The following is a 25,263-nucleotide window of genomic DNA, read 5'->3' as shown; positions in this document are numbered from 1 at the left end:
GGGTTGGGGGGTGTGCCAGAGGGTTCGCGGTGTGGCCGGACGCGGCTTGCGCCGCTGCTACAGAGGAGAGCCGTACGAACGGCACACGCGATCCCCTGTAGCAGCGGCGCGAGCCGCGTCCGGGGTCGCTGCGGTCCATCTGGATGCCCCCACGCTTAAGGGTGGACGAGGTGCCGGCACTGCTCCAGAATTTACCGACGCCCACAGGAGAACCTTTGCATGCTGATGGTGATATCCCCCGCCAAGACCCTGGATTTCGATACCCCCCCGGTCATCCAGCGCTACACCCAGCCTGAGTTTCTCGACCACTCCCAGGTGCTCATCGAACAGCTGCGCGAACTCAGCCCGGCGCAGATTGCCGAGCTCATGCACCTTTCCGACAAGCTGGCCGGACTCAACGCTGCACGCTTCGGCAGTTGGACCCCCGACTTCACGCCCGACAATGCCAAGCAGGCCCTGCTCGCCTTCAAGGGCGACGTCTACACCGGCCTGGATGCAACGACGCTGGATAAAGCCGGTTTCGACTACGCGCAGAAACATCTGCGCATGCTGTCGGGACTCTACGGCCTGCTGCGCCCCCTGGACCTGATGCAGCCGTATCGGCTGGAAATGGGCACCAAGCTGGCCAATGCCCGCGGCAAGGACCTGTACGCGTTCTGGGGCGAGCGCATCAGCGAATGGCTCAATCAGGCGCTGGCCGACCAGGGCGACGACGTGCTGTTCAACCTGGCGTCGAACGAGTACTTCTCTGCCGTCAAACGCAAGGCCTTGCAGGCGCGCCTGATCACCGCCGACTTCAAGGACCTGAAGAATGGCCAATACAAGATCATCAGTTTCTACGCCAAGAAAGCCCGCGGCATGATGGCCCGGTTCGTGATCGACGAAAAGATCCACGACCCGGCGCAGCTCAAAGGGTTCGACCGTCAGGGCTATCGCTACAGTGCCGACGAGTCGCGGCCCGACCACCTGGTGTTCCTGCGCGATCAGCCCGACGACTGAGCCTGTGCGGGCGTGGTTTTCACAGACACGCGAACGTTCTGTACGATACGCCCCACTTCTTCACCAAGGCTGGCAGTCATGTTAATCGGCATCTTCCTGATCATTTCCTGGGTCATCCTGCTGATCCGCTATCCCTCCAAGGCGCTGCCGATCTCCGGCGCCGCCGTGTTCGCCCTGGCATTGCTCGCGCTGTGGGTCATCATGAGCGACACGCGCGAAGCCCATCGCCTGGCCCGGCTGGAGATGCGCATCACCTTCGATCCGCAAGGCTGCCCCGCCGACCGTCCGTTGCGCCTGAACCTGAACAATGGCAACAACGTCCCCATGGTCGAGCTGCAATGGCAGATCGCGGCCTACGCGCCGGGCCAGACCGCCAACCTGGCAGAAAACCTCTACACCGCTCCCCGCTACCGTGGCCCTGGTGAGCTGCAGGCCGGCGCCGACTGGCAAGACTGCCTGCCGCTGCCACCGCTGCGTCCCGGCTACCGCCCACAGACTCTGGAGTTTCGTGCCGAACGGCTGCAAGGCAGCTTTTCTCGATAACGCAAGGAGCGACGCATGACGCGCGTACTGATCACCGGCTGCTCGTCGGGTATTGGCCTAGCCCTCGCCGAAGCCTTCAAAGATGCCGGTTTCGACGTGATAGCCACCGCGCGCAAGGAGCACGACGTTGCCCGCCTGGCCGCGGCCGGCTTCGATGCCCGCCCGTTGGACGTGAACGATCAGTCTGCGCTGTTGCGTCTGGCCGACGACGTGCCGGAGTTGGATATCCTCATCAACAACGCGGGCTACGGCACCATGGGGCCGCTGCTCGATGGCGGCACCGAGGTCCTGCAACGGCAGTTCCAGACCAACGTGTTTGCGCTGGTGGGCATCACCCGCGCGCTGTTCCCGGCGCTGCGTCGGCGACACGGCCTGGTGGTCAACATCGGCAGCGTCTCCGGTGTGCTGGCGACTCCGTTCGCAGGCGCCTACTGCGCGTCCAAAGCTGCGATCCACGCCATCAGCGATGCTTTGCGCATGGAGCTTGCGCCCTTCGGCATCCGTGTCATGGAGGTGCAACCTGGGGCGATCGGTACGCAGTTCGCCCGCCATGCCAGTGCCGAAGCGGAGCAGGTCATCGGTGAGCATTCGCCCTGGTGGCCGGTTCGCGAATACGTGCGCGCCCGGGCCCGCGCGTCCCAGGATCGCCCTACCTCGGTCGCTGAATTCGCCACGGCGCTGCTCAAGGCCGTGCAGCGCCCCAAGCCGGCTCGCCTGGTACGGCTGGGCAACGGCAGCCGCGCGCTACCGTTACTGGCGATGTGGATGCCCAAGGGGTTGCTGGAGAAAGCCTTGCGTAGAAAGTTCGGGCTGGATCGTCCCCTCTGACAGCAGCGCAAGCGCCGGTCAGGGCAACGTCGGCGTGACGATCACCGTGCACGTCGTGCCCGCTGCCAGCAGGATGCCGTCGGGCACCGGGTCCAGTTGGATGCGCACCGGCACTCGCTGGGCCAGACGCACCCAGTTGAAGGTCGGGTTGACGTCGGCGATCAGCTCGCGGCTCTGCGGGTTGTCGCGGTCATAGATGCCGCGCGAGATGCTTTCCACATGGCCGGTGAGGGTTTCACCGCTCATCATCTGCAACTGCGCTGGATCCCCCACGTGCACGTGGGGCAGCTTGGTTTCCTCGAAGAAGCCGTAGACCCAGAACGAATGCTCGTCGACCACGGCGAGCTTCGCCTCGCCCACTCGCGCATAGTCGCCGACATGGACGTTGAGGTTGGTGACGTAGCCATCCACGGTCGCAAGCACGCGGGTGCGATCCAGGTTCAGCTGCGCCGCCTCCAGGCGCGCCTCGGCCTGTTGATAGTAGGCCAGGGCCGAGGCCGCGACATTGCTAGCGTCCTCACGGCTTTCCTTGGAGATCACCAGTTCATCCAGGTCGGCACGGCGACTGGCGTTGACCTTGCGCATTTCCCAGGCAGCCTTGCGCGACGCCACCAGCGCCTGGGCCTGCTTGACGGCCAGACGGTAGTGGGCCGGATCGATCTGCAGCAGCACGTCGCCCTTGCGCACGCGCTGGTTGTCGCGTACCGGCACCGCCGTCACGTAGCCGGACACATCGGCGGCGACGTTGATGATGTCCGCGCGCACGCGCCCGTCACGGGTCCAGGGTGTCTGCATGTAGTGCACCCATAATTGACGACCGATGAAGATCGCCAGCCCCAGCACCAACAGGGTAGCCAACAGACTGAAAAACTTTTTCATTGCGCGGTTCTCAACGGTAGACAGTCAGCGCCATCGCGCCGAACAGACAGACGAACAGGCTCAGGCGCAGCAGCGCCGGGTGCCAGAAGAAACGGTACAGATCCAGGCTGGCGAACAGCCGATCGAAGGCCCAGGCGATACCGGCGGCGACCACGAACAACAGGGTCATGGTCGGCATGTACAGGCCATGGAAAGCGATTTCACGGGGCATGGTCGGCTCCTGGAGCGGCCAGTTCGGCGAGTGGCGATTGCGGGTCCAGCAACGAACTGCGGATGAAGTGCAGGTAGCTCTGGACCCGGCGCAGTGCCGATGTGTCGAAATGTCGGGCGAAGGGTTCATCGGTGTTCCTGACCAGATGAATGGCCTGTTCGACCGCCGCCATGGCACGCTGCAGATTGCCCTCCTGGGGCTGGATGAACAGGCGCATCAGCGCGCGCCCCATGACCCGGATCGACTGGCGCCAGGGCTGCCAGGGGGCGTAGGCCGGATGCACCGGCAAGCGCTCCTGCTCGCGGCGCAGTTCGATGATCGCGTGTCCTACCTCCATGACCACGAACATCCAGCGCAGCAGGTTGCGCTGCACCTTTGGCTGTCCGGCTGCCAAACCGTACGCCTGGTGCAGCAGGTCGCGGCTGCGGCTCTCGAAGGCCGAACCCAGGCCGCGCAGCTTGCCGCTGATGGCGAACACCACCAGGGAACGCAGGTCCTGCTCCAGGCGCTGCCACATCCAGCGACTGTTGGGCGGCAGGATGATCGCCCCGGCGGCGGCGCAGAACAGCATGCCCACAACCATGCCGATGTAGTCGTTGATGAACGCATACGGATCGTATTGGGTCAGGTTGCCGGGCACCGAGCCCATGGAGAAGAAGATCAGCAGGCCCAGCCCGTAACCGACGAAGCGCGGCCGCGAGGCAAGAAAGGCGCCCAGCGTGAGCACTGGCGCAAGCGTCAGGCACAGCAGCGCGAAACCGTCGATCCAGGGCAATACGAAGAATGTCGTGTAGAAGCCGACCAGCGCCCCGAGCAAGGTGCCGCAAGCCATCTGAAACGACATCCGCCGAGGGTTCGGCGAGGCGGCCGACAAGCCGACGGTGGCGGCGGCGACCAAGGTCATGGTCGCCCCGCTGGGCCAGGCCGTGGCGATCCAATAGCTGCCCAGCAGCAGCAACACCACCGCACCGCGAATACCGGCGGCGGCACTGGCCAGCCAGTTGGTCTGTGAACGATACGGCTCGTCCCAGCGCTCGCGGGCATGCCGATGCTCGACCAGCGAGGCGTGAGTCTGGGCATAGCTGTGCAGCTCTTCGACAAAGCGATAGAGCAACTCGAACGCGGTATGGAAATCCAGCAGGTCTTCATCGTCCGGGCCGTTGTGTTCGAACACCTCGCGCAGGCTGCGCACCTGGGCCGGTAGCGCGTCCTTGTACAAGGCCATACGCTGAGCCAGGCGCGCGGCATCAGCGTCGGTCAGGGCCTGCCTGGAAAAATCGTCCAGTACCTGCGCCAGTGCCTGCAATGCCGGCTCGATGGCGGTCACGACATCACCATGGCCACGCGCGCGGATACGTTCGAGCAACTGGTGCAATGCATTGAAACGGGTGGTCACGGCCATGAACTCACTGTTCAGACGGCTGACCCGACCGTTGCGCCGACGCATGTGCGGGTCTTCGAAGGCGGTCACGCTGCGCAGGCTCTCCAGGCCCACGGCCTCGGCGATGAAGCGCACGTTGCCGGCTTCGAACTGCTCACGTGCGCTGTGCCCGCGCAGGCCGTCGGTGACGAATCGGGCGAAGACGGCAAAGCGTTGATACAAGGCATTGCGCATCGACGCGCTGGCCGACTGTGGAAAAATCGCCGCGCTGACTGCTGTGGAAACCAGAATGCCCAGGGCAATCTCCAGCACCCGCCAGACTGCTGCCATGAAGGCATCGTCCGGGTGGGCCAGCGCCGGCAGACCGACCATCGCCGCCGTGTACCCAGCCAGGACGAAGCCGTAGGCGCGGAAGTTGCGGCAGCGCATGGCGCCGGTCGAGCACAGGCCGACCCACAGTGCCAGGCTGGGCAGGAACAGCTCGGTGTTCTGGGCGAACAGCGCGATCAATACCACCGTGACCGCCGAGCCCGCCAGGGTACCCAGCAGACGGTAGAAACTTTTCGCGAAGACATGCCCGCTTTGCAGCTGCATGACGATGAACACGGTGATCATCGCCGTGCGCGGTTGCGGCAGCTCCAGGCGCATGGCCAGCCACAGTGTGGTGAACGCGGCCAGCAACACCTTGAAGATGTAGATCCAGGTGACGCCATCACTGCGTGCCCACTCGAAGAAACCTCGGCGCCATTGCAGGCGGCCCAGCCAGGTGATCATCGATCGATCACCGCCAGTGGTTTGGGTGCGTGCAGACGTTCGGCATCAGGGCCGTCGGCACCTGCGCCCAGACCGCCGCCCAATGCCGTGACCAATTGTGCATGGACCGCCAGTCGCGCGGCCTGCACCTGTTGCTCGACCTGTTGCTGGCGCAACAGCAGGGTCTGGGCGTTGAGCACCTCAAGATAGCCGGTCAGGCCCCGCTGGTAAGCGATCAGGGCAATGTCGTAGCTGTGCTGCGCTGCGGCCACCGATTCGTCGGCGAAGGCCTGCTGCTTGTCCATCGAGGCACGACGGATCAGTTCATCGGAGATTTGCCTGAGCGCTTCCACCAGAGTCTGGTTGTAGCGCGCCACGGCCAGATCGTAGCCGGCCGAGGCGTCGCTCAGCTGCGCGCGCAACCGGCCGCCATCGAAGATCGGCAGGCTCAGGGCGGGCCCGACGTTGTAGGCCAGCTTGCGTCCGGCCAGAAATTCGAGCATGCCGCCGCCGGTGGCTAGGTAGCTCAGGCTGCCGACCAGGTCCACGTTGGGATAGAAGCCGGCATGAGCGACTTCGATACCCCGAGCGTTCGCGGCCACCGCCCAGCGACTGGCGACCACGTCCGGCCGCTGGCCCAGCAATTGCGCCGGCAGCGTCGACGGCAGGCCGAGCGGGGCCTGCAGGGAAAGGCTCGGGCGCTGGAGTTGGTTGCCCTGCCCCGGCCCTTTGCCAGCCAGGGCCGCCAGCTGGTTTTGCGCCAGGGCAATCTGTTCGTCCAGGGCATCGACCTGCCGATGCGTCTCGGGTAACAGGGCCTCGGCCTGGCTGACATCCAGGTGCGTCCCGAGGCCACCGTGCAGGCGCCGTTGCGCCAGTTCCAGGATCTGCTCCTGCTGCGCCAGCGTGCGCTGCACGATGTCGCGTTGGGCGTAGTGCAACGACAGCTGGATGTACACCTGCACCACGTTGTTGACCAACTCCAACTGGGCCTGGCGCGCCTGGGCGGCGCTCATGTGAGCCAGGTCGAGGGCCTGCTCGCTGGCGCTGCGTTCGCGCCCCCACAGGTCCAGGGCATAGGTGAAGCCCAGGCCGGCATTGTTGTCCCAGGTGGTCTGCCCGGACAGGTCGCCCGGCCCGTAGAAAGGATCGGCCGGCCAGTTGTGGCGTTTCAGCGCGGCGCTGGCGTCGATGTGCAGCGACTCGACGGACTCCGCCACACCCGCCAGCGCCTTGGCCTGGCGCACCCGTGCGGCGGCGATGGCCATGCTCGGACTGCCCAGCAAGGCCAGGTTGACCCAATCATCGAGTTGCTGGTCGCCATAAGCGCGCCACCATTGGCTCTGCGGCCATTGCGCGTCCTGGGCGGCGGTTTGAATGGCGGCATCGGTGGCCAGCGCGTCGGCCGATAGCGCTTCGCTGCGAGGGGCGATACCGGCGGTGCTGATGCAGCCGGTCAAGGCCAGGGTAAAGGTCCAGACACTGAGGATTTTCAGCTCTTCGATGAGGCGGCGGGGCACTGCGGCGATTTCCGGGAGAGGTCGAACTGCGGAGGGGTCTGGACCGGCATTCTAGGGCCGCTTCGGGACGCCGATAAGCTGGATTTCCTGCGATTCTTTATTACCGAACCGGTGATAATCCTTCTGTATAATTGTGGCTTCATGCGACAATTTGTCCGTCGAACCAGAGACCGAATCATGGACACCTTGCAAAACATGCGTGCGTTCACCTGCGTGGCCGAAGCGGGCAGTTTCACCGCCGCCGCCGCACAACTGGACACCACCACCGCCAACGTATCGCGCGCGGTGTCCAACCTCGAAGCACACCTGCAAACCCGCCTGCTCAACCGCACGACCCGACGCATCGCCCTGACCGAAGCCGGCAAACGCTACCTGGTGCGCTGCGAGCAGATCCTGACCTATGTCGCCGAAGCCGAAGCCGAAGCCAGCGACGCCCATGCACGGCCTTCGGGGCAGTTGAAAGTGCACACCATGACCGGCATCGGCCAGCACTTCGTGATTGACGCCATCGCGCGCTACCGGCGCACTCATCCGGACGTGACCTTCGACCTGACCCTGGCCAACCGCGTGCCCGACCTGCTCGACGAAGGCTATGACGTGTCCATCGTCCTGGCCAGCGAGCTGCCGGACTCCGGGTTCGTGTCGCAACGCCTGGGCATCACCTACAGCATCGTCTGCGCCTCTCCCGAATACGTGAAGGCGAACGGCTCGGCGCGCACGCCCGGCGACCTGCGCGAACATGCCTGCCTGCGCCTGGTGAGCCCGGTGGTGCAGCTGGAAAAGTGGCTGTTCCAGGGTCCCGATGGCCAGGAGATGGTCAACATCAGCAACGCGCCGTTCCAGGTCAATTCGGCCGACGCCATGAAGACCGCCATCAGCAGTGGCATGGGCGTGGGCGTACTGCCCATCTATGCGGCCATCGACGGCCTGCGCAACGGCACCCTGGTACGCATGCTGCCCGAATACCGCCTGCAGGAGCTGAACCTGTACGCCATCTACCCGTCCCGGCAATACCTGGACGCGAAGATCAAGACCTGGGTGGAATACCTGCGCGGTTCGCTGCCCGACATCCTCGCGGCCCACGACGCCGACCTGCAGACCTTCGACCTGCAGATCGCCAACTGAAGCGGGATTGTTTCTGCTCGATCGGGAATGTTAGCGTGCTCACATTCACCTCCCGACGAGCACAACCCCAATGAAAAAAACCGTCCTCGCGTTCAGCCGCATTTCTCCCGCCATGGTCGAGCGGCTCGAAGCCCATTTCGACGTCATCGTGCCCAATCCCAAGGCCGGTGACATCGCCGCCCAATTCAACGAAGCCCTGCCCAAGGCCCATGGCCTGATCGGCGCCGGTCGGCCGCTGGGCCGCAAGCAACTCGCCGATGCCGCCCTGCTCGAAGTGGTCTCCAGCGTTTCGGTGGGTTACGACAACTACGACGTCGGCTACTTCAACGAACGCGGCATCATGCTCACCAATACGCCCGACGTGCTGACCCAGAGCACGGCCGACCTGGCCTTTGCGCTGATCATGAGCAGCGCGCGACGCGTGGCCGAACTGGATGCCTGGACCAAGGCCGGCAACTGGAAAGCCAGTGTCGGTGCCGACCTGTTCGGCACCGATGTATACGGCAAGACCCTGGGCATCGTCGGCCTGGGTAATATCGGCGCTGCCGTGGCGCGCCGCGGCCACCTCGGCTTCGACATGCCCATCCTGTACAGCGGCAACAGCCGCAAGCCCGACCTCGAACAGGAGCTGAACGCGCAGTTTCGCAGCCTCGAGCAACTGCTGGCCGAAGCCGATTTCGTCTGCCTGGTGGTGCCACTCAGCGACAAGACCCGGCACATGATCGGTGCCGCCGAGCTGGCGCAGATGAAGAAGAGCGCCATTCTGGTGAACATCTCTCGCGGACCGGTGGTCGATGAAGCGGCGCTGGTGCAGGCCCTGCGCGAAGGCACCCTGCGCGGCGCCGGCCTGGATGTCTACGAGAAGGAACCCCTGGCCGAATCGCCCTTGTTCGAGCTCGGCAACGTCGTGACGCTGCCGCATATCGGCTCGGCCACGGCGCAGACTCGTGACTCCATGGCGTATCGCGCCATCGACAACCTGACTGCCGCCTTGCTCGGCAAGCGCCCTCAGGACCTGGTCAATCCGCAGACCTTCAAGGGCTAGTCCGTACCCGTACCTGGGTACCGTGAACCTGAGCGCCCTGCGTCGCCATCGGCGCAGGCGTCGCAGGTCTGCTGCCCTTGCGGAACACCAGCACGTTGCCCAGCATCACCAGCACCAGCCCACCGAGCGCCTGCGCGGTCCATTGATAGCCTTCCGCATACGCCGAGACATTCAACGCCACCACGGGGAACAGCACCGTGCAGTAGGCGGCGCGGTCGGCGCCCATGCGCCCTACCAGGGTCAGGTAGGCCGTGAAGCCGATCACCGAACCGGGTATCACCAGGTACAGCAGCGAGCCGACGTAGCGCAGGCTCCACTCCATGCCGAAAGGCGTGCCTCGCAACAGACAATAGCCGGTGAGCAGCAGAGCGCCATACAGCATGCCCCAGGCGTTGGTGGTCAAGGGCCGCAGCCCGGCCTTCTGCTGCACGCTGGAGAGCATGTTGCCCGCCGAGAAACACAGCGTACCCAACAGCCCCAACCCCAGGCCAAGCAAGGTCTGCGGGCTGGCGTCGTGAGCCGAGAGCTCGGGCCAGAACAACAGACCCAGACCGAGAAAGCCCAAAGCCCCTGCACCGATGACGTTAGGGGTGATCCGCTGGCCGAAAAAGATCCGTGCGTTGAGCGCATTCCATAAGCTGGCCGTGGAAAACACCACCGCCAGCAGCCCGGTCGGGATCCATTGGCTGGCGGTGAGAAAACACATGAAATTCACGCAGAACAGGCACAACCCCTGCGCCACGCAGATGAGATGGCCACGGCGGTTCATCACTTGCAGCCGCCGCGTGGCCAGCAGGATCGCGAACAGCACCAGTGCGGCCAGGCCGAAGCGGTAGACGATGGATACGGGAATCTCGACCACGCCCAGTTGCAGCTTGAGCGCAATCCAGGTCGTTCCCCAGATCAAGACGGTAAGCAGATACAGCGAAAGATTCATGGCGATGCCCTCCTGGGTCAGAGGCGCATTGTCCGAGCGGCGGCCGCTGACGGCTTGCACGAACTTGCGCTTTTTCCGTCACCGTACTGGCGGCCCGTGCGCGACGCAGTACCATGGGCACGGGGGTATCGATCATGACGGCTTTGCTGAACCTGCAAGTGTTTCAGGCGCTACACAACTCGCGCCACGCGCGCCTTGAGCACAGCGCCGAGCTGGGCGATTCGATGGTAGCCGCGTTGTGGCGCAACCACCACGACGCCCAGGAATATCAGGCGCCGACCCATCACACCTTGTCCTGCTACATCGGCGGCGGCACGGGCACCTTTCGCCGCGATCGACCGTGGGAGAAAGGCGCGCCCGGCAAGCAGTGCATTCTGCCCGCCGGACATGAGTCGGCGTGGGTCATCAACGGCGACATTCGTCTCGCCCATCTGTATTTCAGCGCAGAACAGTTCGCGCTGGGCTGCGTGACCCTGCTGGACCGCGAACCGCGGGAAATGCAGCTGCGGGAGAACACGTTCCTGGAAGATCCGGCGCAGGCGCAGCGTTTTGCACGCTTGATCGCGCTCAACTGGACCGAGCCGGGCGAGCGTGTGCTGACCAGCACCTTGGCCCATGAAATGCTCGCCCATGCCCTGCTCAGCCAAGTGTCCGCGCGCCCGCAGCTACGGCTCAAGGGTGGACTGGCACCTCATCAGCGGCGCCTGCTGCGTGACTTCATCGAAGCGCAGCTGGCCGAGCCGCTGAGCCTGGGCCAACTGGCGGCCTTGTGCAGCTTGTCCGAGTACCACTTCGCGCGGATGTTTCGCACCAGCTTCGGCTTGCCGCCGCATCAGTACGTGTTGGCTAGGCGGATTGCTCGTGCCCGCTCGCTGCTGCGCCAGACGCCGCTGCCATTGGGTGAGGTGGGGCTGGCCTGTGGCTTCGCCAGTGCCAGCCATTTCAGCAACCGATTTCGCCAGGCAGGCGGGGTGTCGCCGGGCGAGTATCGCCTGGCCTTTACCTGACGGCAGCGCCAAAACGCGGTGTCGAACAGCGGACGCTACCAGCGTGCCGCAGCCGCCAGCAGCCCGAGCAAAAGGCCCGCGGCTGCCAGTACCAGCGCCCAGCGGGGCCGGTACGGCAGCAACCACACCAGAAACACCGCGCTGCCCATCAACACCGCCGTCCAGCGCACCAGCCCCATCGCCCAGCCAGCGCTGAGCACCGAGACCCACAGCGACAGAGCCAGCAGCGCCCAACCCGCAACCCGCAGCTGCACCTTGCGCGACGGGCTGGGCCGACGCCCGAGCATTTCCTGGTGATGGCGCTCCATGGCCAGGCACAAGGCACTGAAACCGGCATAGCTGAGCAGGCCTGCTGCCAACATCAGTGCACCTCGCTGGGCGTGGACGCACGCGTACGGGCCGCGCGTGCGATCGGCAATGCTGCCAGGGCTGTGCGACGCCGGATCTTCATGACCACCCAGGCCAGCACCAGACCGCACCCCAGGGCACTGAGATCGACGCCGGCCAGTACCCAGTCGCCCGCAGCGATGGACGTCGGCAGGCCATGGTCGGTGGTCACCAAGCTCAACAACGGCAACCCTGCCAAGGCAATGGCCGCCAGGCCCAATTGCTCGATCCACGCCTTGCTGCCACTGCGCACAGCGGCATGCACGATGCTCAGCAGCCAAACGATGAAGAAGCTGTCGACCTCGATACCGGCACGCTCCGGATAGGTCGCCGGTAGCAGCCGGTTGGCCCACAGGAAACCTGCGACCGCCAACACCAGTCCCGCCATGCTGGCGACGTTCAACACTTCCACAAGGCGTAGTTCGAAGGGCCGCACACCGCTACGGGCGTGCTTGAGCTGACGCTTGCCCAACCACATGACCAGCCCCGTGCCGATCAGCAACGTACTGCCCAGGCCGCAGAAGAAATACAGCCAGCGCAACACGGGCCCGGCGAACAGGCCCATGTGCAAGCCATAGAAGGTGCCCGCCACCACCATCGGCGTGGCGCCGTCGCGCGGCAGTTCAAGCACCGCGCCCGTGGCGCCGGCGAAGGTGATCGCCGCACCCGCGTCACGGCTCACGGTATCACCCTCATGACGACTGAATTGGACCTGGGCATTGGCATCGCCCGGCAGTTGCACAGCGACGCGGCCGATCCGGCCTCCAGGCCATTGCTGCGAAGCACGCTCGTACAGCACGCCCAGATCCACCAGCGGCGCGGGCTGCCCGGCGGCGGCCAACCGCTGATTGCCGGGATAGATTTCGTTGAAGAACGCCTGGGTATCGCCATCGTAGCGGCTGACGATGCTCGCTGGCATGAGCATGGTCATGAAGATCACCAGGCTGCTGTAGGTGATCATCAGGTGAAAGGGCAGCACCAGCACGCCGATTGCGTTGTGCCCGTCGAGCCAGGAACGCGCGCCCTTGCCGGGGCGAAAGGTGAAGAACTCCTTGAAGATCTTCTTGTGGGTGATGATCCCGGTGACCAGCGTCACCAGCATGACCATCGCCGCCAGGCTACTCAGCCAGCGCCCCCAGGGGTAGCCCATCTGCAGTTGGTAGTGGAAGCGGTAGAAGAAGTCGCCGCCGCGGCTGTCGCGTGCCTCGACGCGCTGGCCGGTCTGCGCGTCCAGCGTATGACGGGTGAAGGCACCGCGCCCGCTCTTGTTCGGATCCTGCCACATGACCGAGAGCGCAGGCTCGCGGGCATCCGGCAGGCTGATGAACCAGCGTGGCGACTGCCCGGCGTTGGCCTGCAGGTAGGCCTGCGCCTGCGCCAGGCTGGCACGGGCATCGACCGCTCGCACCGGCACTTCGGGCTGGGCCCAGTGGCTGATCTCGTCCTTGAAATAGGACAGGGTTCCGGTGAGGAAAATGGCGAACAGCAACCAGCCGAACACCAGCCCCGCCCAGGTATGCAGCCACGCCATCGCCTGGCGAAAGCCCTCTCTCACGGCAGATGCTGCCAGTGCAGAAGCGCTGCCAGCGCGGCCAGGACGAGACCTGGCTTGGCCAGGCCGATCCAGGCCCGGCTGGCGCTGTGCGAGGCGAAGCACCAGAGCACGGCCACCAGGTACACCAGGAACGACAGCATCATGGCACTGACCACGGCTTCGCCGCGCGCCATGGGCAACAGCCAGGCGATGCACACGCTCGCCAGGGCCGCCAGGACATAGCCGCCAAAGACGGCAGCCAAGACACGGGAGGCCACGGCCCAACGATACGAGGTCGACACCCCGCCGATTCTGCTTCTCATGAATGACCTTCGAACGTACGGATGCATCGCGCAATCGCGCTGATAATAATGATAAATATTCTCATGTGCAAAGATCACTGGCATTTATCGTGCATTGCAACGCTTTTCCGGACCCGTGCGGTGCGTGCTGGCTTGCCCAACTACGGGTACACCCGTAAGATACGAACAATTCTTATTCTGCTGCGCACCCCATGGCGCCGGAGTGTTCGCGGTGACCGCTGTGACTTCCCCTGCCTCGCAATCGGTCGAGGGCCTCTACCTCGTTCATCGCCGCTGGCTGACCGAATGGCTGCGCAGCCGCCTGGGCTGTCCGGACAATGCCGCCGACCTTGCCCAGGACACCTTCATGCGCCTGTTGAGTGCGCGTGAAATCGCTCCCATCCGCGAGCCCCGCGCCTTTCTCACTACAGTCGCCAAGCGTGTGCTGTTCAATCACTACCGCCGTCAGGATCTGGAGCGTGCCTATCTGGAAGCCCTGAGCCAGATGCCAGAGCCGCTCGCGCCCAGCGAAGAGCACCGAGCGATCATCCTGCAGACCCTGCTGGAGCTGGATGCACTCCTCGATGGCCTGCCGGTGCTGGTCAAGCGCGCCTTTCTGCTGGCGCAGGTCGATGGCCTGGGCTACCAGGACATCGCCGACGAACTCGGCATTTCCCTGGCCACGGTCAAGCGCTACCTGCACAAGGCAGCCATGCGCTGCTACTTCGCACTGTGAACGAGGCGCGCACGTTTTCCCCACACGTGGCCGAGCAGGCCGTGCAATGGTGGCTTGAACTGCAGGAGGGGGCGCTCGACCCGCGGCAGCAGCAGGCGTGGCAGCGATGGCTGCACGCCGACGGCGAACACCGCCGCGCCTGGGAGCACATCCAAAAGGTCAATCAACAATTTGCCGGCCTGCCCGGTCCCTTGGCGCAGGCCACCGTGGGCTCGCCCTACTCGCCAGGCCGTCGGCGCGCACTCAAGACGCTCCTCCTGCTCGGGATGGCTGGGGCAACCACCTTGGCCCTGCGTCAACAGCATTGGCTGCCGCCGCTGGTGGCCGACTATCGCAGCCCGCTGGGCCAGCGTCGCCAGTTGCAGTTGGACGACGGCAGCCGAATCAACCTCAACACCACCAGCGCGGTGGACGTACGCTTCGACGCAGGTCAGCGCTTGATCCGCCTGCTCGAAGGCGAAATCATGCTCACCGCAGGGGCCGATGCACGGCCCCTGCGCATCAGCACCGATCAGGGGCTGGTGACCGCTGACCGCGCGCAGGTCAACGTTCGCCAGTTGCCGGGCAGCACCCAGGTGCAGGCCTTGCGTGGTGCGCTCGCCATTCAGCCCACAGGGTTGCAGGACGGTCCGCTGCGCCTGGCCGGCGGCCAGCAGGTCGAGTTCGATCGCCAGCGTTTCACTGCCGCGCGGCCACTGGACGCCAACAGCGGTGCGTGGGTCGACGGCATGCTGATCGCCGCGCACATGCGCCTGGGCGACTTCCTGACCGAAGTGGGCCGCTATCGCCGTGGCCAGTTGGACTGCGACACGTCGGTGGCCAACCTGTTGCTGTCGGGCAGTTTCCCCCTGGGCGACACCGAGAAGATTCTCGATTCGCTGGAGGCCGCATTGCCGGTGAAAGTCCGCCGTTTCACCCGCTATTGGGTCACGGTGCAAGCCCGCGTCTAGTCACCCGTACGCTGCCGAAAGTTTTTTACATCTTTCGTGAGCCGTTTTGCCTTGGTCGCGTGACAGACAGGGTAACTCTCCCAACATTCTGCCTGGAAACGCCGCATGTCCAACCTGCCCACCCCGCTCGCCCGCGCCCTGCGCTGCCTGTTGCTCGGCACTGCCGTGAGCGTTGCTCAACTGCCGCACGCCGTGGCCGCCGATGGCACCACTCGCGAATACCAGATCGCGCCCGCCTCGGTCGAAAGCGCAGTCACCCAGTTCGGCCGTCAGGCCGGCGTACTGATTTCGTTCGGCTCGACCACCCTGGCAGACCAGCCCAGCCCTGGCCTGCAAGGCGCGTACACCGTGGAACAGGGACTGGCGGTGCTGCTCGAAGGCACGGGCCTGCAGGCGCGCGCTCTGGGTGACGGTGCCTACAGCCTGGAGCCCGCCTCACTGGCACAACCCGGCAGTCCCGGTGCCGCCGTCGAGCTGGGCGCCTCGAGCGTGGTGGGCGACTGGCTCGGCGCCGCCGAGCAGACCAACGTCTTCGAACACCCCGGCGCGCGCGACGTCGTGCGTCGCGAAGACTTCGAACGCACCGGTGCCACCAGCGCGCGTGAGGTTCTCAACCGCATACCGGGGGTCAACGCGCCGCAGAACAACGGCACGGGCAGCCATGACATGGCGATGAACTTCGGCATCCGTGGACTCAACCCACGGCTGGCGACCCGCTCCACGGTGTTGATGGACGGCATCCCGGTGCCGTTTGCGCCCTATGGCCAGCCGCAGCTGTCGTTCGCACCGGTCAGCATGGGCAACATGGACGCCGTCGACGTGGTCCGCGGTGGCGGCGCCGTGCGCTATGGCCCGCAGAACGTCGGTGGCATCGTTAACTTCGTGACCCGTGCCATTCCCGATGCTCCGACCGTGAAAGGGGGTTTCCAGACCCAGGGCAGCCCCTCGTCGAGCCAGGACGGCTTGAAGACCACGGGCAACCTGTTGGCAGGTGGCACCGCCGACAACGGCTTGGGCGGCGCCCTCCTCTACTCCGGCGTGCGCGGCAGTGACTGGCGCGAACACAGCGATACCCAGATCGACGACCTGATCCTCAAGGGCAAGTACCAGATCGACGAAGCCAACAGCCTCAATGCCGAGGCCCAGTACTACGAAGGTGAAGCCGACATGCCCGGCGGCCTCAGCGCGGCCGACTACAAGGCCGACCCTTACCAGTCGACGCGCCGCTACGACAAGTTCTGGGGCCGGCGCACCATGGTCAATTTCGGCTATCGCTATCAGGAAGATCGCCGCGAGTTCACCGCCAACACCTTCTTCACCAAGACCCTGCGCAGTGGCTACCTGGACCAGGGCAATTTCCTCTCGCTGTCGCCTCGCGAGTATTGGGTACGGGGTGTGGAAACACGTTTCTCCCAAGGCTTCGATCTGGGCCAGACCCAGCACGAGATGAGCGTGGGCTACCGCTACATCAGCGAGGCGGGCCACGAGTTGCGCTACCGCACACCGATCAGCGCCAACCAGCAACTGCCGAGCACCGACAGCCGCAACGACCGCGACACCCGCGGCGGCACCCAGGCTCACGCCCTCTACATCGACGATCGTATCGACATCGGCCGCTGGACGTTCACACCGGGCATCCGCTACGAGATGATCGATTCGCAGCAGACCAACAACCTGAGCAACGTCAAATACCAGGGCGACTACACCACCGCCCTGCCGGCGCTGAACGTGCTCTACCACGTCAACGAAAACTGGAACCTGTACGCCAACACCGAAGGCTCGTTCGGCAGCGTGCAATACAGCCAGATGCCCAACCGCGTGACCGGCGGCGAAGTGAAACCGGAAAAGGCCCGCACCTGGGAGCTGGGGACACGCTATGACAACGGCAACCTGCGTGCGGAAATCGGCGCATTCCTGATCAACTTCGATAACCAGTACGACAGCAACCAGACCAACGACACCGTGATCGCGCGTGGCGAAACCCGGCATCAGGGCATCGAGACCAGCATCAATTACGCCCTGGACGACTTGAGCCCGGCCCTGGCCGGCTTCGACGTCCACGCCAGCTATGCGTTCGTGGATGCGACCATCCGCGAAGATGGGCCGAACAAGGGTAACCGCGTACCGTTTTCCTCACGCCACAAGGGCACCCTGGGCGTTGGTTACACCCAAGGCCCCTGGAAGCTCGACCTGGACAGCACCTACCAGAGCAGCCAGTTCGCCGACAACGCCAACACCCAGGCCGAAAGCGCCGATGGCAGCACCGGACGCATTCCCGGCTACATGCTCTTCAGCACCCGCGCCGGCTACGATTTCGGGCCGCAGCTGTCCGACCTCAACGTGGCGGTGGGTGTGAAGAACATCTTCAACCACCAGTACTACACCCGCTCCTTCGACGACAACAACAAGGGCAAATACGTGGGCGAACCACGCACGGTGTACGTGCAGACCTCGGTCGCCTTCTGACGCCGTCGGCCAGCTCCTGCAGCAGGTGCATCCCCTGCTACAGCGGGACGCGGGCGGTGTCCGCAGGACCAGAAATATCAGGCTTCGCACTTATTTCATGAAAAGTTCGGAAAAGTTACTGAATATTTATCTTCATCAAGGGGTTGAATTGTTTCTTCAACTCCCTGACCTTGTACTTCAAGAGGCGATGATAATCAGTCATCGAATCTCAAGCGAGAAAGCCGAATAAGGGATGAACTATGCAGATCCAGGTCAATAGCGATAACCATATTCAAGGCGACGCCCGCCTGCAGGAGTGGGTACGCACCGTAGTGGAAGGCGCAGTCGAGCATTACCAGGAAGACCTCACCCGCGTGGAGGTCCATCTGGCCGACGAAAATGGCCAGAAATCCGGCCCTGACGACATGCGCTGCCAGATGGAAGCACGTCCAAAGGGGCATCAGCCCATCTCCGTGACCCACAAGGCAGAAACGCTGGAGCTGGCGATCGACGGCGCTGCCGAGAAGCTCAGCCATGCCTTGGAGCATTTGTTCGGCAGGCTGCGCAATAAGCGTGCAGCCAACACGCACACCATCCCCGACGGCCCGAACGAGGCGCTGCTCGAAGAGGAGTTTCTGGAAAACGAGCAGGTGCTCAACAGCAAGTCCTGAGTCCTGCCCTACGAAAAAAGGCGAGCCACGAGCTCGCCTTTTTTATTGTCTGTAAATAAGTTTCACGATCCGGGCACGGCGATTGCTACATCGAATGGCAGCGAAGTAAACAGCGGTTACATATAGCAAAGGATGAAGTATGAAGCCGACCAGCGGTCTGGAACCAGCAACTAATCGTCCAGTCCATTAACAAAGCTCGACTATGACAGGTAGTACCTCATGGATAATCCATTCCAAGCCCTGAGCGACGCGTTCCAGCCCGAATACCGCGTCAATTTGAGCATCCAGCGCCTGGATGGCAGCATCATGCTGACCCTGTCCAACGAGCGAGGTGTCGCCGCCAAGCGGATGATCACCGCCGAGCAGCGCAACGACCCCAAGCGCATGCGCCGCTTGATCGAAAGCATCAAGTTCGGCATGGCCATCGAGCAAGGCGGCAGCGCCATGCAGATGCTGGCGGCAATGACCGATGCCGGCAACGTCGAAAAGCTGGGCGGCAAGCCGGCCCTGCACGCTGCCACCACGCAGACCGCACCGGTGTCCGCCAGCCTCTGATAGACCGTTGTTCGGCCTAGCTGTCCGATTTCTCTTTCACCGACGGATAGCGCGACGAGGCGTAGCGCACCACCAGGATGGCGAACGCCAGGAGCAGGATGCCGCCGCACAGGTAGATGATGCCCACATCCGGTGCGTTATGGTGCGAGACATCGCCGATCAGCAGGCGTGTCAGGGCGGTGATGGCCACATACAGCAGAAAGCGGATAGGCATGTGGTTGGTCTTGAAATAGATCCCCACCATCGCACCCAGCTCCAGGTAGATGAACAGCAACAGGATGTCATCCACGCTTACGCTGCCCTTCTCCACCATTCCCAGAAAAGCACTGACGGCCGCCCAGGCGGTGATGGCACCGATCCCGAACAGTGCCAGGTAGTGGAAGGACTCCACGCACAGATTGCCCAGCGAATCGGCCTGAGCGTGCAGGCTCCCTCGAAGCTTTTCAGCCCATTTCATTGCCTGTGTTCCTTATGCGAACCGATTGAGAGCGGCGCCCGAGCGCCTATGCTCGTTTAGCGCATGCAGCATAAGGGCCAGCCCCGGCTGATGAGAAGCAGCCAGACTGTCGCAGGGCACCTCGTCGGCACGGCTGTTCAAGCGCAGAAATTTGCCTTATGCTTTACACTGTATAAACGAACAGTAGTTGTACTGAACCAAATTCCCCTAGGCATATGAGGTGGTCAATGGCCGTCGAAGTGGTATACCGCAGCAGCCGAGATCTGGAGCGCCTGTTTATGGACAAAGCTGAAGCCGATCGTCACGACAAAATGCTCGAGCTGGCCGAGCTGCTCGCAGACGTCCTGAAGAAAGCCGTGCCGTCGCTCGACGACAAGCAGGTCGAAGACGCCGGGATCTACATGGCGAAAAACCGCGACATCTTCGCCAAGGCGTTCAAGAGCCAGCCCGATGCATTGAATGAGCTGCTCACGGCCACGGCCGACAGCGCAGAGCAGGACTGATGGTCAGCTGCGCAGCGCTTCCACGAACTGCGCCAGCCAGGGTTCTGCGTCGGCTTCCGGGTTGACGGTTTCGCTGGCATCCAGGCGCAGCATCCCCTGCACTTCATGGATGCCCAGTTCGGCGAACAGCTCGCGCATCTGCTCGCCACCGCCGCAATAGAGGTCGTAGCTGGAGTCGCCCAGTGCAATGACGCCACCGGGCAATCCGCGCAATGCCGCCGGCAGCTGGTCGCGCAGCTGAGCGTACAGCGGCATGATGTTGTCCGGCAGTTCCCCCATTCCAGTGGTCGATGTCACCGCCAGCAGCGCCTGGGGTGCGAACGCCAGAATCTCCTGCACAGTGGCTCTGGGGTTGTGCCAGGCTTGGATATCCTGTCGCTTGAGCAGCTGTTCGGCATGCCGAGCGACGTCCTCGGCCGCGCCATAGACCGAACCGCTGAGGATGGCAACTTTCATGATGACTGTCTCGAACCATTCAAAGGCATGATCTTAACAGCCCGTTCGCGCATTGAAAGGCAAGATCTCGCGCTCTGGTCCTCCTCCTGCGGCCTGTATGAATTAGACTAGGCTGTACGGTAGGGAACCTCTCACATGATCAATGCAAAGCTGCTGCAACGGGTGATCGATGCGTCGAACGACGGCATCGTCGTCGCCGAACAGGAAGGCGAGGACAATATCCTCATCTACGTCAATCCGGCCTTTGAACGCATGACCGGCTATAGCTCGCTGGAAATGCTCTACCAGGACTGCCGGTTGTTGCAGGGTGACGATCGTGACCAGCCGGCCCGTCGGCGCGTGCGCGAGGCGATCGATCAGGGCGTGGCGTGCCGCGAGGTGCTGCGCAACCATCGCAAGGACGGCAGCTGTTTCTGGAATGAGCTGTCGATCACGCCGGTCCATAACGAAAGTGACCAACTGATGTACTACATCGGGATCCAGAAGGATGTCAGCCGCGAGGTCGCGGCGCAGCAGCGTATCGTCGAACTGGAACAGCAGGTTGCAGCGCTGCAACGACGCGTCGCCGAACTCGAAACTTCTGCCCCTTCGAGTCCAGTGTGACGACGATGAACATTTTTCGAGGCTTCATCGAATTTTCATTCACCGCGAGCGTGCGCCATGCCGCCTGATGTATTGCTGACCCAGGACGAGCTGGATTTCCTGCGGGCCATGCAGGCCAATCCGCAGCTCAACGTGCGCGATACCCTTCTCAATGTTTCGGTGAAGGGTGGGCCACAGGTGCGCGAGCTGCTGATGCGCCTGGCCTCCCATGAGCAGGTCACCATCGAGGCGCACCTGGAGAATCAGCAGATCAGTTTTCCGCTGCAGATCGTGGAGGACGATTTTCAGGCGGCCCATCTGGAACTGGGGGCGCCGAGTATCTATGAAGACGGGCCGATGCTGCGTCCATGGCGGTTGAGTCTGACCGAACCTATCGTGCTGCGCGATGGCGAAGGACGTGACAGCGACTTCTGGGTTCGCGACATTTCCTTCAAGGGTGCCCTGCTCGAGGCCCGCCAGGGGGCCAAGGCGCCGGCCAGGTTCCAGCTGTGGTTCACGCCTGAAGGCTACGCGCCGATTCCGTTGCGCGGCTCGATGATTCGCGAGGCCGAGCACGGCCTGTTCGCCTACCGCCTCAGCCAGAGCGACGCCCGGGCGATCGAATCGCTGCGTCAGTTCATCCTGCAGCAGCACCGTCTGGTGCATCCGCAACTTCATAGCTGACGCCGATCCAATCAGCTGTCCAGATGGCCCGCCAAGTACTGCTGCAGACGCCGCTGCATCAGGCGCCCATCGCTGCCCAGACACACGATTTCCGGAGACTGAAGGCTTTCCTGAACCGTCTCGGACAGCTCACCGGCCAATAGCAGCGGGCAACTCAAGGCGTTGTTCAATCGCTTCAACTGCCGGATCAGCGCCGGCGCCGGCGGGCGGTTGGAGAACAGCACGAGCGCCTGTGGGGCGAGTTTTTCGCAGACCAGGCTCAGCTCTTCGAGCGGCTGGCCCAAGCCCAGAAACTGCACGTCCACTTGCGGTCCGCTTAATAGCAGGCCAGTCACCTGAAGCTCGAGTTCGCGGCACTGATCGGGTATGGCCACCAGCACCACGCGGCTGTCCTGTCCTTGATCGGCAGTCAGGCGCAGGCGTTGCAGCGTGCGCGCACGCAGGAATGTATCGAGGAAGATCCATTCGCTGGCCTGGCCGAAGTGGCCCTGGTGCACGAGCAGTTCCTGCCATACCGGCATCAGCACCTGCTCGAAGGCCACGGCCAGCGGGTAACTGGAAAACACCTGACCATAGACCTGATCGAGCCTGGGTTCGGCGAATTCGCGCACGCATTGGCGGACCCGTTCCTGCCACTGCTGCCATTCACCCGGCTCGTCGCGGGCGCTGGGCGGTGGTGCTTCGGTCTGCTGGGTACGGGCGAGAATCTTGCCGACCTTGCTCACCGCCACCCCGCGCTCGATCCAGCCCAGGATGCTGCGCACCTCCTCGATATCGGCCAACGAGTACAAACGGTGCCCGCTTTCGGTGCGTGTTGGCTGCACCAAGCCATAGCGACGCTCCCAGGCACGCAACGTGACGGGATTGATTCCGGTCAGTCGCGCCACCTCGCGAATGGGGTACAGCTCGTCCAGCGCTGCATCTTGCACGCCAGGCAATCGGGTGCCGGATTCGCTCATTGCTAGTCAACCGCTGCCAGGAACATGAACCGACAGTGTAACCGCTGTGGGTACATAGAGGTTTGCGGATGAACCAACGGACGGTAGATGTGCAACCGACCGTTTTCGGGAATAATACTTGCTTGATTTCAAATGCAGCCCACCACCCCGGCGCTGCATTCGATGGAGGCTCCTACCCGGAGCACCAGACTGTCTGGAGATACACAATGTCTACCTCCCCCGTTACCTTGATGGTCGCGCGCCGCGTGGCCGATGGAAAATATCAGGACCTGATCGCCTGGCTGCACGAAGGCGAACAGCTTGCCACCGACTTTCCGGGCTACCTGGGTTCAGGCGTTCTGGCACCCGCGCCAGGCGACGACGAATTCCAGATCATCTTCCGCTTCGCCGATGAAACCACCTTGCATGCCTGGGAGCATTCGGCTTCCCGTCGTTCGTGGCTGGGCCGTGGCAGCGACCTGTTCGCCCAACCCCATGTGCACCGCGTCAGCGGCACCGAAGGCTGGTTCGGCGACAGCGGCCTGCAGCGTCCACCGCGCTGGAAACAGGCCGTGGCCATCTGGCTGGCGTTCTTTCCGGTGTCGCTGATCTTCAACTTCCTGTTCGGCCACGTGCTGAACGAGATCAGCCTGGTGCCCAGAATCATGCTCAGCACCCTGGCTCTGACCCCAATCATGGTGTTCTTCTTCATTCCCTTGTCCACGCGCCTGCTGCGCAACTGGTTGCACGCCACCCCAGCCCGCGCCCCGCTGCCCAAGGCCAAAGTGGCCTGATCGGCCGGCCCTGCTGCGCTTTGTGGTATAAATCAGCGCAGCAACCTGCCGACGAAGAGCCCGCCACATGCCCCACCCGATCCTCATCACCGGTGCGAGCCAGCGCATCGGCCTGCACTGCGCCGAACGCCTGTTGGGCGAAGGTCAGCCAGTCATCATCAGCTACCGTCAGGAGCGCGAAACCGTCGCTCATCTGCGCGAGATGGGGGCGGTCACCATCCATGCCGACTTCGGTAGCGAGGCTGGTATTCTAGCGTTCATCGATGCGCTCAAGGCGCAGACTTCGCAGCTGCGCGCCATCGTCCACAACGCGTCGGCCTGGATCGCGGACAGTGCGGGAGACGAGGCGGCTGCGTTCCAACAGATGGTCAACGTGCACATGCTGGCGCCCTACCTGATCAACCTGCACTGCGCCGACCTGCTGCGCGCCTCCAGCCCGGCCGACATCGTCCACATCAGCGACGACGTGACGCGCAAGGGCAGCGCCAAGCACATGGCCTATTGCGCCAGCAAGGCGGGCCTGGACAACCTGACCCTGTCGTTCGCCGCGCGCTTCGCCCCGGCGATCAAGGTCAATGGCATTGCCCCGGCGCTGATCCTGTTCAACCCGGACGACGACGCCGACTATCGCTACAAGTCGCTGGCCAAATCGGCGCTGGGCATCGAGCCCGGTGCCGAGGTCATCTACCAGAGCCTGCGCTACCTGCTGGAAAACCCCTACGTCACGGGCACCACCTTGACCGTCAACGGCGGCAGGCACGTAAAATAGCGCCTGCCTGCCAGCCCGGACACGGCGCTGACCCCGAACATTCTGCGGAGCACACAACGATGGCACCATTGCAGCCAGGAATGGCACGTATCCGGGTCAAGGACCTGCGCTTGCGCACCTTCATCGGTATCAACGAAGACGAAATCGTCAACAAACAGGACGTGCTGATCAACCTCACCGTCCTGTACCCGGCACTCGAAGCGGTGCGCGACAACGATATCGAGCACGCCCTGAACTACCGCACCATCACCAAGGCGGTGATTCAGCACGTGGAGGGCAATCGTTTCGCCCTGCTCGAACGCCTGACCCAGGAAATTCTCGACCTGGTCATGCAGAACACCGCCGTGCGCTACGCCGAAGTGGAAGTCGACAAGCCCCATGCGCTGCGCTTCGCCGAATCGGTTTCGATTACCCTCGCTGGCAGCCGTTGACCGGTTGCCGCCCAGCTGGAGAGCGACATGAACGAACAGCAACGTCTGGAACTGGAGGCCGCAGCCTTCCGCCGTCTGGTCAAGCACCTGGACGAGCGCAAGGATGTGCAGAACATCGACCTGATGAACCTGGCCGGGTTCTGCCGCAACTGTCTGTCCAAATGGTACAAGGCCGCAGCCGACGAGCAGCAGGTCGAAGTCAGCCTGGACGAGGCCCGCGAAGTGGTCTATGGCATGCCGTACGCGCAGTGGAAGGCTCAGTACCAGCAGGAAGCCAGCGCCGAACAGCAGGCGGCCTTCGCCAAGGGGACGCCCAATGCATGATGTGAAAGCGCTGCGCACCAGCCTGGCCAGCGGCGAACATCAGTTCGCAACGACACTGGCGTTCGTCGCCGAGCACTATGCCTATACACCGCAGGGCTTCCGCAACGGTGCTTTGGACAATGCGGCCGGCCAGAATGAAGGCTCGTGCAAGACGTTGGGCCTGGCCCTGCTGGAAGGGCTGAGCGATGAAGAGGCATTGCTGGCGTTCGGCGAACACTACCGCTCGGTGGTGGCGACGCCCGACGGGAGCGATCACGGCAATATCCGCAACCTGATCGAGCATGGCCTGGCAGGGGTGACGTTCTCCGAACTGCCGTTGGCACGCCTGGGCTGATCGACAGGCATGAAAAAACCGACCTCGCAAGGTCGGTTTTTTTGTGTTTGGCTCAAGGGCCTCTTCGCGGGTAGAACCCGCTCCCACAGGGCTCGGTCCATCACCCTTTGTAGCTAGAAACAACTGCCAGAGGCGATGCGGTCCACTGTGGGAGCGGGTTCTACCCGCGAAAGCCGCGCCGCG

General features: G+C 63.6%; 30 protein-coding genes. 19 read left to right on the top strand and 11 right to left on the bottom strand.

The window, feature by feature from the left end:
• The first annotated feature begins 219 nt into the window (after positions 1 to 219).
• The 3 genes from yaaA (at position 220) to AC788_RS14265 (ending at position 2,370) form a co-directional block, all read left to right on the top strand.
• Positions 220 to 999 (top strand): peroxide stress protein YaaA, encoded by a 780-nt coding sequence (gene yaaA, locus AC788_RS14275; protein WP_049861251.1) that lies wholly within the window; start codon positions 220 to 222, stop codon positions 997 to 999.
• A gap of 78 nt (positions 1,000 to 1,077) precedes the next feature.
• The gene (locus AC788_RS14270) at positions 1,078 to 1,542 is read left to right on the top strand and encodes a hypothetical protein (protein WP_049861250.1); all 465 of its coding nucleotides are present in this window, start codon (positions 1,078 to 1,080) and stop codon (positions 1,540 to 1,542) included.
• A 15-nt stretch (positions 1,543 to 1,557) separates the two neighbouring features.
• Positions 1,558 to 2,370 (top strand): SDR family oxidoreductase, encoded by an 813-nt coding sequence (locus tag AC788_RS14265; protein ID WP_049861249.1) that lies wholly within the window; start codon positions 1,558 to 1,560, stop codon positions 2,368 to 2,370.
• Between the two features lie 18 nt (positions 2,371 to 2,388).
• On the opposite strand, the gene AC788_RS14260 is transcribed toward AC788_RS14265, so the two are convergent.
• From AC788_RS14260 to AC788_RS14245, 4 genes are read right to left on the bottom strand one after another with little or no spacing between them, the layout of a single operon-like run.
• Positions 2,389 to 3,249, bottom strand: a complete 861-nt coding sequence (locus tag AC788_RS14260; RefSeq protein ID WP_049861248.1) for an efflux RND transporter periplasmic adaptor subunit — start codon at positions 3,247 to 3,249, stop codon at positions 2,389 to 2,391.
• Positions 3,250 to 3,259: 10 nt separating this feature from the next.
• A complete protein-coding gene (locus tag AC788_RS14255; protein ID WP_049861247.1) occupies positions 3,260 to 3,460 on the bottom strand; it encodes a DUF1656 domain-containing protein in 201 nt (66 codons plus the stop codon).
• Positions 3,450 to 5,615 carry an FUSC family protein gene (locus AC788_RS14250; RefSeq protein ID WP_049861246.1) on the bottom strand — a complete coding sequence of 722 codons (2,166 nt, stop codon included), beginning with the start codon at positions 5,613 to 5,615 and terminating at the stop codon, positions 3,450 to 3,452. Before AC788_RS14250 ends, AC788_RS14255 begins: the two co-directional genes overlap by 11 nt.
• Complete coding sequence (locus tag AC788_RS14245; protein WP_049861245.1) at positions 5,612 to 7,114, bottom strand: efflux transporter outer membrane subunit; 1,503 nt, start codon at positions 7,112 to 7,114, stop codon at positions 5,612 to 5,614. The genes AC788_RS14250 and AC788_RS14245 overlap by 4 nt, the downstream gene beginning before the upstream one ends.
• Before the next feature lie 177 nt (positions 7,115 to 7,291).
• Here AC788_RS14245 and AC788_RS14240 point away from each other — a divergent pair, with 177 nt between their 5' ends.
• Together AC788_RS14240 and AC788_RS14235 are read left to right on the top strand one after the other, a co-directional pair.
• On the top strand, positions 7,292 to 8,239 hold the full coding sequence (locus tag AC788_RS14240; protein ID WP_049861244.1) for a LysR family transcriptional regulator: 948 nt from the start codon (positions 7,292 to 7,294) through the stop codon (positions 8,237 to 8,239).
• 70 nt (positions 8,240 to 8,309) lie between these two features.
• Entirely contained in the window at positions 8,310 to 9,284 is a 975-nt protein-coding gene (locus AC788_RS14235; protein WP_049861243.1) for a 2-hydroxyacid dehydrogenase, read from the top strand.
• On the opposite strand, the gene AC788_RS14230 is transcribed toward AC788_RS14235, so the two are convergent.
• Entirely contained in the window at positions 9,274 to 10,221 is a 948-nt protein-coding gene (locus AC788_RS14230; RefSeq protein WP_049861328.1) for a DMT family transporter, read from the bottom strand. The two genes, AC788_RS14235 and AC788_RS14230, sit on opposite strands and share 11 nt — an antisense overlap.
• A gap of 134 nt (positions 10,222 to 10,355) precedes the next feature.
• On the opposite strand from AC788_RS14230, the gene AC788_RS14225 reads away from it, so the two are divergent.
• The gene (locus AC788_RS14225) at positions 10,356 to 11,228 is read left to right on the top strand and encodes a helix-turn-helix domain-containing protein (RefSeq protein WP_049861327.1); all 873 of its coding nucleotides are present in this window, start codon (positions 10,356 to 10,358) and stop codon (positions 11,226 to 11,228) included.
• A 35-nt stretch (positions 11,229 to 11,263) separates the two neighbouring features.
• Here AC788_RS14225 and AC788_RS14220 read toward each other — a convergent pair whose 3' ends face one another.
• From AC788_RS14220 to AC788_RS14210, 3 genes are read right to left on the bottom strand one after another with little or no spacing between them, the layout of a single operon-like run.
• Entirely contained in the window at positions 11,264 to 11,590 is a 327-nt protein-coding gene (locus tag AC788_RS14220) for a DUF3325 domain-containing protein (RefSeq protein WP_049861242.1), read from the bottom strand.
• Positions 11,590 to 13,170 carry a PepSY-associated TM helix domain-containing protein gene (locus tag AC788_RS14215; RefSeq protein ID WP_049861241.1) on the bottom strand — a complete coding sequence of 527 codons (1,581 nt, stop codon included), beginning with the start codon at positions 13,168 to 13,170 and terminating at the stop codon, positions 11,590 to 11,592. The genes AC788_RS14220 and AC788_RS14215 overlap by 1 nt, the downstream gene beginning before the upstream one ends.
• Entirely contained in the window at positions 13,167 to 13,472 is a 306-nt protein-coding gene (locus AC788_RS14210) for a DUF3649 domain-containing protein (RefSeq protein ID WP_049861240.1), read from the bottom strand. Before AC788_RS14210 ends, AC788_RS14215 begins: the two co-directional genes overlap by 4 nt.
• 220 nt (positions 13,473 to 13,692) lie before the next feature.
• On the opposite strand from AC788_RS14210, the gene AC788_RS14205 reads away from it, so the two are divergent.
• From AC788_RS14205 to AC788_RS14185, 5 genes are all read left to right on the top strand, one after another.
• Positions 13,693 to 14,187: a sigma-70 family RNA polymerase sigma factor gene (locus AC788_RS14205; protein WP_049861326.1), complete on the top strand. Its 495-nt coding sequence runs from the start codon at positions 13,693 to 13,695 to the stop codon at positions 14,185 to 14,187.
• Positions 14,188 to 14,228: 41 nt separating this feature from the next.
• Complete coding sequence (locus tag AC788_RS14200) at positions 14,229 to 15,137, top strand: FecR domain-containing protein (RefSeq protein ID WP_236690526.1); 909 nt, start codon at positions 14,229 to 14,231, stop codon at positions 15,135 to 15,137.
• A 105-nt stretch (positions 15,138 to 15,242) separates the two neighbouring features.
• On the top strand, positions 15,243 to 17,603 hold the full coding sequence (gene fecA / locus AC788_RS14195) for a TonB-dependent Fe(3+) dicitrate receptor FecA (protein WP_049861238.1): 2,361 nt from the start codon (positions 15,243 to 15,245) through the stop codon (positions 17,601 to 17,603).
• Positions 17,604 to 17,842: 239 nt separating this feature from the next.
• Positions 17,843 to 18,253, top strand: coding sequence for an HPF/RaiA family ribosome-associated protein (locus AC788_RS14190; protein ID WP_049861237.1), 411 nt, complete (start codon positions 17,843 to 17,845; stop codon positions 18,251 to 18,253).
• A 219-nt stretch (positions 18,254 to 18,472) separates the two neighbouring features.
• Positions 18,473 to 18,808, top strand: coding sequence for a DUF3509 domain-containing protein (locus AC788_RS14185; RefSeq protein ID WP_049861236.1), 336 nt, complete (start codon positions 18,473 to 18,475; stop codon positions 18,806 to 18,808).
• 16 nt (positions 18,809 to 18,824) lie between these two features.
• Here the strand turns inward: AC788_RS14185 and AC788_RS14180 are convergent, their stop codons facing one another.
• A complete protein-coding gene (locus AC788_RS14180) occupies positions 18,825 to 19,265 on the bottom strand; it encodes a phosphate-starvation-inducible protein PsiE (RefSeq protein WP_049861235.1) in 441 nt (146 codons plus the stop codon).
• Positions 19,266 to 19,492: 227 nt separating this feature from the next.
• Here AC788_RS14180 and AC788_RS14175 point away from each other — a divergent pair, with 227 nt between their 5' ends.
• The gene (locus AC788_RS14175; RefSeq protein ID WP_049861234.1) at positions 19,493 to 19,768 is read left to right on the top strand and encodes a YebG family protein; all 276 of its coding nucleotides are present in this window, start codon (positions 19,493 to 19,495) and stop codon (positions 19,766 to 19,768) included.
• 3 nt (positions 19,769 to 19,771) lie between these two features.
• On the opposite strand, the gene AC788_RS14170 is transcribed toward AC788_RS14175, so the two are convergent.
• Positions 19,772 to 20,224, bottom strand: a complete 453-nt coding sequence (locus AC788_RS14170; RefSeq protein ID WP_049861233.1) for a flavodoxin — start codon at positions 20,222 to 20,224, stop codon at positions 19,772 to 19,774.
• Between the two features lie 135 nt (positions 20,225 to 20,359).
• Here AC788_RS14170 and AC788_RS14165 point away from each other — a divergent pair, with 135 nt between their 5' ends.
• Together AC788_RS14165 and AC788_RS14160 are read left to right on the top strand one after the other, a co-directional pair.
• Positions 20,360 to 20,827, top strand: coding sequence for a PAS domain-containing protein (locus AC788_RS14165; protein ID WP_049861232.1), 468 nt, complete (start codon positions 20,360 to 20,362; stop codon positions 20,825 to 20,827).
• Positions 20,828 to 20,884: 57 nt separating this feature from the next.
• Positions 20,885 to 21,490, top strand: coding sequence for a PilZ domain-containing protein (locus AC788_RS14160; RefSeq protein WP_049861231.1), 606 nt, complete (start codon positions 20,885 to 20,887; stop codon positions 21,488 to 21,490).
• An 11-nt stretch (positions 21,491 to 21,501) separates the two neighbouring features.
• Here the strand turns inward: AC788_RS14160 and AC788_RS14155 are convergent, their stop codons facing one another.
• Positions 21,502 to 22,449, bottom strand: a complete 948-nt coding sequence (locus AC788_RS14155; protein ID WP_049861230.1) for a MerR family transcriptional regulator — start codon at positions 22,447 to 22,449, stop codon at positions 21,502 to 21,504.
• Positions 22,450 to 22,655: 206 nt separating this feature from the next.
• Between AC788_RS14155 and AC788_RS14150 the strand changes: the two genes are divergently transcribed.
• The 5 genes from AC788_RS14150 (at position 22,656) to AC788_RS14130 (ending at position 25,080) form a co-directional block, all read left to right on the top strand.
• Complete coding sequence (locus AC788_RS14150) at positions 22,656 to 23,222, top strand: antibiotic biosynthesis monooxygenase (protein WP_049861229.1); 567 nt, start codon at positions 22,656 to 22,658, stop codon at positions 23,220 to 23,222.
• Positions 23,223 to 23,289: 67 nt separating this feature from the next.
• A complete protein-coding gene (gene folM, locus AC788_RS14145; protein ID WP_049861228.1) occupies positions 23,290 to 23,991 on the top strand; it encodes a dihydromonapterin reductase in 702 nt (233 codons plus the stop codon).
• Positions 23,992 to 24,050: 59 nt separating this feature from the next.
• Positions 24,051 to 24,422: a dihydroneopterin triphosphate 2'-epimerase gene (gene folX / locus AC788_RS14140; RefSeq protein ID WP_049861227.1), complete on the top strand. Its 372-nt coding sequence runs from the start codon at positions 24,051 to 24,053 to the stop codon at positions 24,420 to 24,422.
• A gap of 27 nt (positions 24,423 to 24,449) precedes the next feature.
• A complete protein-coding gene (locus tag AC788_RS14135) occupies positions 24,450 to 24,746 on the top strand; it encodes a DUF1244 domain-containing protein (protein ID WP_049861226.1) in 297 nt (98 codons plus the stop codon).
• On the top strand, positions 24,739 to 25,080 hold the full coding sequence (locus AC788_RS14130) for a HopJ type III effector protein (RefSeq protein WP_049861225.1): 342 nt from the start codon (positions 24,739 to 24,741) through the stop codon (positions 25,078 to 25,080). Before AC788_RS14135 ends, AC788_RS14130 begins: the two co-directional genes overlap by 8 nt.
• Positions 25,081 to 25,263: the final 183 nt, after the last annotated feature.

The organism is Pseudomonas sp. RIT-PI-a (assembly GCF_001187875.1).
In the GTDB taxonomy this organism is placed as follows: Bacteria; Pseudomonadota; Gammaproteobacteria; order Pseudomonadales; family Pseudomonadaceae; genus Aquipseudomonas; species Aquipseudomonas coleopterorum.
Note: the sequence above shows the minus strand (reverse complement) of the source record. Positions and strands in the feature narration are given on the sequence as shown.

What these genes read in the sequence shown, in the direction of transcription:
- AC788_RS14130 (WP_049861225.1), top strand. Translation starts at nt 24,739, where the DNA reads ATGCATGATGTGAAAGCGCTGCGCACCAGCCTGGCCAGCGGCGAACAT.
- AC788_RS14250 (WP_049861246.1), bottom strand. Translation starts at nt 5,615, where the DNA reads ATGATCACCTGGCTGGGCCGCCTGCAATGGCGCCGAGGTTTCTTCGAG.
- AC788_RS14230 (WP_049861328.1), bottom strand. Translation starts at nt 10,221, where the DNA reads ATGAATCTTTCGCTGTATCTGCTTACCGTCTTGATCTGGGGAACGACC.
- AC788_RS14235 (WP_049861243.1), top strand. Translation starts at nt 8,310, where the DNA reads ATGAAAAAAACCGTCCTCGCGTTCAGCCGCATTTCTCCCGCCATGGTC.
- AC788_RS14185 (WP_049861236.1), top strand. Translation starts at nt 18,473, where the DNA reads ATGGATAATCCATTCCAAGCCCTGAGCGACGCGTTCCAGCCCGAATAC.
- AC788_RS14210 (WP_049861240.1), bottom strand. Translation starts at nt 13,472, where the DNA reads ATGAGAAGCAGAATCGGCGGGGTGTCGACCTCGTATCGTTGGGCCGTG.
- AC788_RS14160 (WP_049861231.1), top strand. Translation starts at nt 20,885, where the DNA reads ATGCCGCCTGATGTATTGCTGACCCAGGACGAGCTGGATTTCCTGCGG.
- AC788_RS14240 (WP_049861244.1), top strand. Translation starts at nt 7,292, where the DNA reads ATGGACACCTTGCAAAACATGCGTGCGTTCACCTGCGTGGCCGAAGCG.
- AC788_RS14260 (WP_049861248.1), bottom strand. Translation starts at nt 3,249, where the DNA reads ATGAAAAAGTTTTTCAGTCTGTTGGCTACCCTGTTGGTGCTGGGGCTG.
- fecA (WP_049861238.1), top strand. Translation starts at nt 15,243, where the DNA reads ATGTCCAACCTGCCCACCCCGCTCGCCCGCGCCCTGCGCTGCCTGTTG.
- AC788_RS14135 (WP_049861226.1), top strand. Translation starts at nt 24,450, where the DNA reads ATGAACGAACAGCAACGTCTGGAACTGGAGGCCGCAGCCTTCCGCCGT.
- AC788_RS14165 (WP_049861232.1), top strand. Translation starts at nt 20,360, where the DNA reads ATGATCAATGCAAAGCTGCTGCAACGGGTGATCGATGCGTCGAACGAC.
- yaaA (WP_049861251.1), top strand. Translation starts at nt 220, where the DNA reads ATGCTGATGGTGATATCCCCCGCCAAGACCCTGGATTTCGATACCCCC.
- AC788_RS14180 (WP_049861235.1), bottom strand. Translation starts at nt 19,265, where the DNA reads ATGAAATGGGCTGAAAAGCTTCGAGGGAGCCTGCACGCTCAGGCCGAT.
- AC788_RS14265 (WP_049861249.1), top strand. Translation starts at nt 1,558, where the DNA reads ATGACGCGCGTACTGATCACCGGCTGCTCGTCGGGTATTGGCCTAGCC.
- folX (WP_049861227.1), top strand. Translation starts at nt 24,051, where the DNA reads ATGGCACCATTGCAGCCAGGAATGGCACGTATCCGGGTCAAGGACCTG.
- AC788_RS14225 (WP_049861327.1), top strand. Translation starts at nt 10,356, where the DNA reads ATGACGGCTTTGCTGAACCTGCAAGTGTTTCAGGCGCTACACAACTCG.
- AC788_RS14190 (WP_049861237.1), top strand. Translation starts at nt 17,843, where the DNA reads ATGCAGATCCAGGTCAATAGCGATAACCATATTCAAGGCGACGCCCGC.
- AC788_RS14150 (WP_049861229.1), top strand. Translation starts at nt 22,656, where the DNA reads ATGTCTACCTCCCCCGTTACCTTGATGGTCGCGCGCCGCGTGGCCGAT.
- AC788_RS14170 (WP_049861233.1), bottom strand. Translation starts at nt 20,224, where the DNA reads ATGAAAGTTGCCATCCTCAGCGGTTCGGTCTATGGCGCGGCCGAGGAC.
- AC788_RS14255 (WP_049861247.1), bottom strand. Translation starts at nt 3,460, where the DNA reads ATGCCCCGTGAAATCGCTTTCCATGGCCTGTACATGCCGACCATGACC.
- AC788_RS14175 (WP_049861234.1), top strand. Translation starts at nt 19,493, where the DNA reads ATGGCCGTCGAAGTGGTATACCGCAGCAGCCGAGATCTGGAGCGCCTG.
- AC788_RS14155 (WP_049861230.1), bottom strand. Translation starts at nt 22,449, where the DNA reads ATGAGCGAATCCGGCACCCGATTGCCTGGCGTGCAAGATGCAGCGCTG.
- AC788_RS14220 (WP_049861242.1), bottom strand. Translation starts at nt 11,590, where the DNA reads ATGTTGGCAGCAGGCCTGCTCAGCTATGCCGGTTTCAGTGCCTTGTGC.
- AC788_RS14270 (WP_049861250.1), top strand. Translation starts at nt 1,078, where the DNA reads ATGTTAATCGGCATCTTCCTGATCATTTCCTGGGTCATCCTGCTGATC.
- folM (WP_049861228.1), top strand. Translation starts at nt 23,290, where the DNA reads ATGCCCCACCCGATCCTCATCACCGGTGCGAGCCAGCGCATCGGCCTG.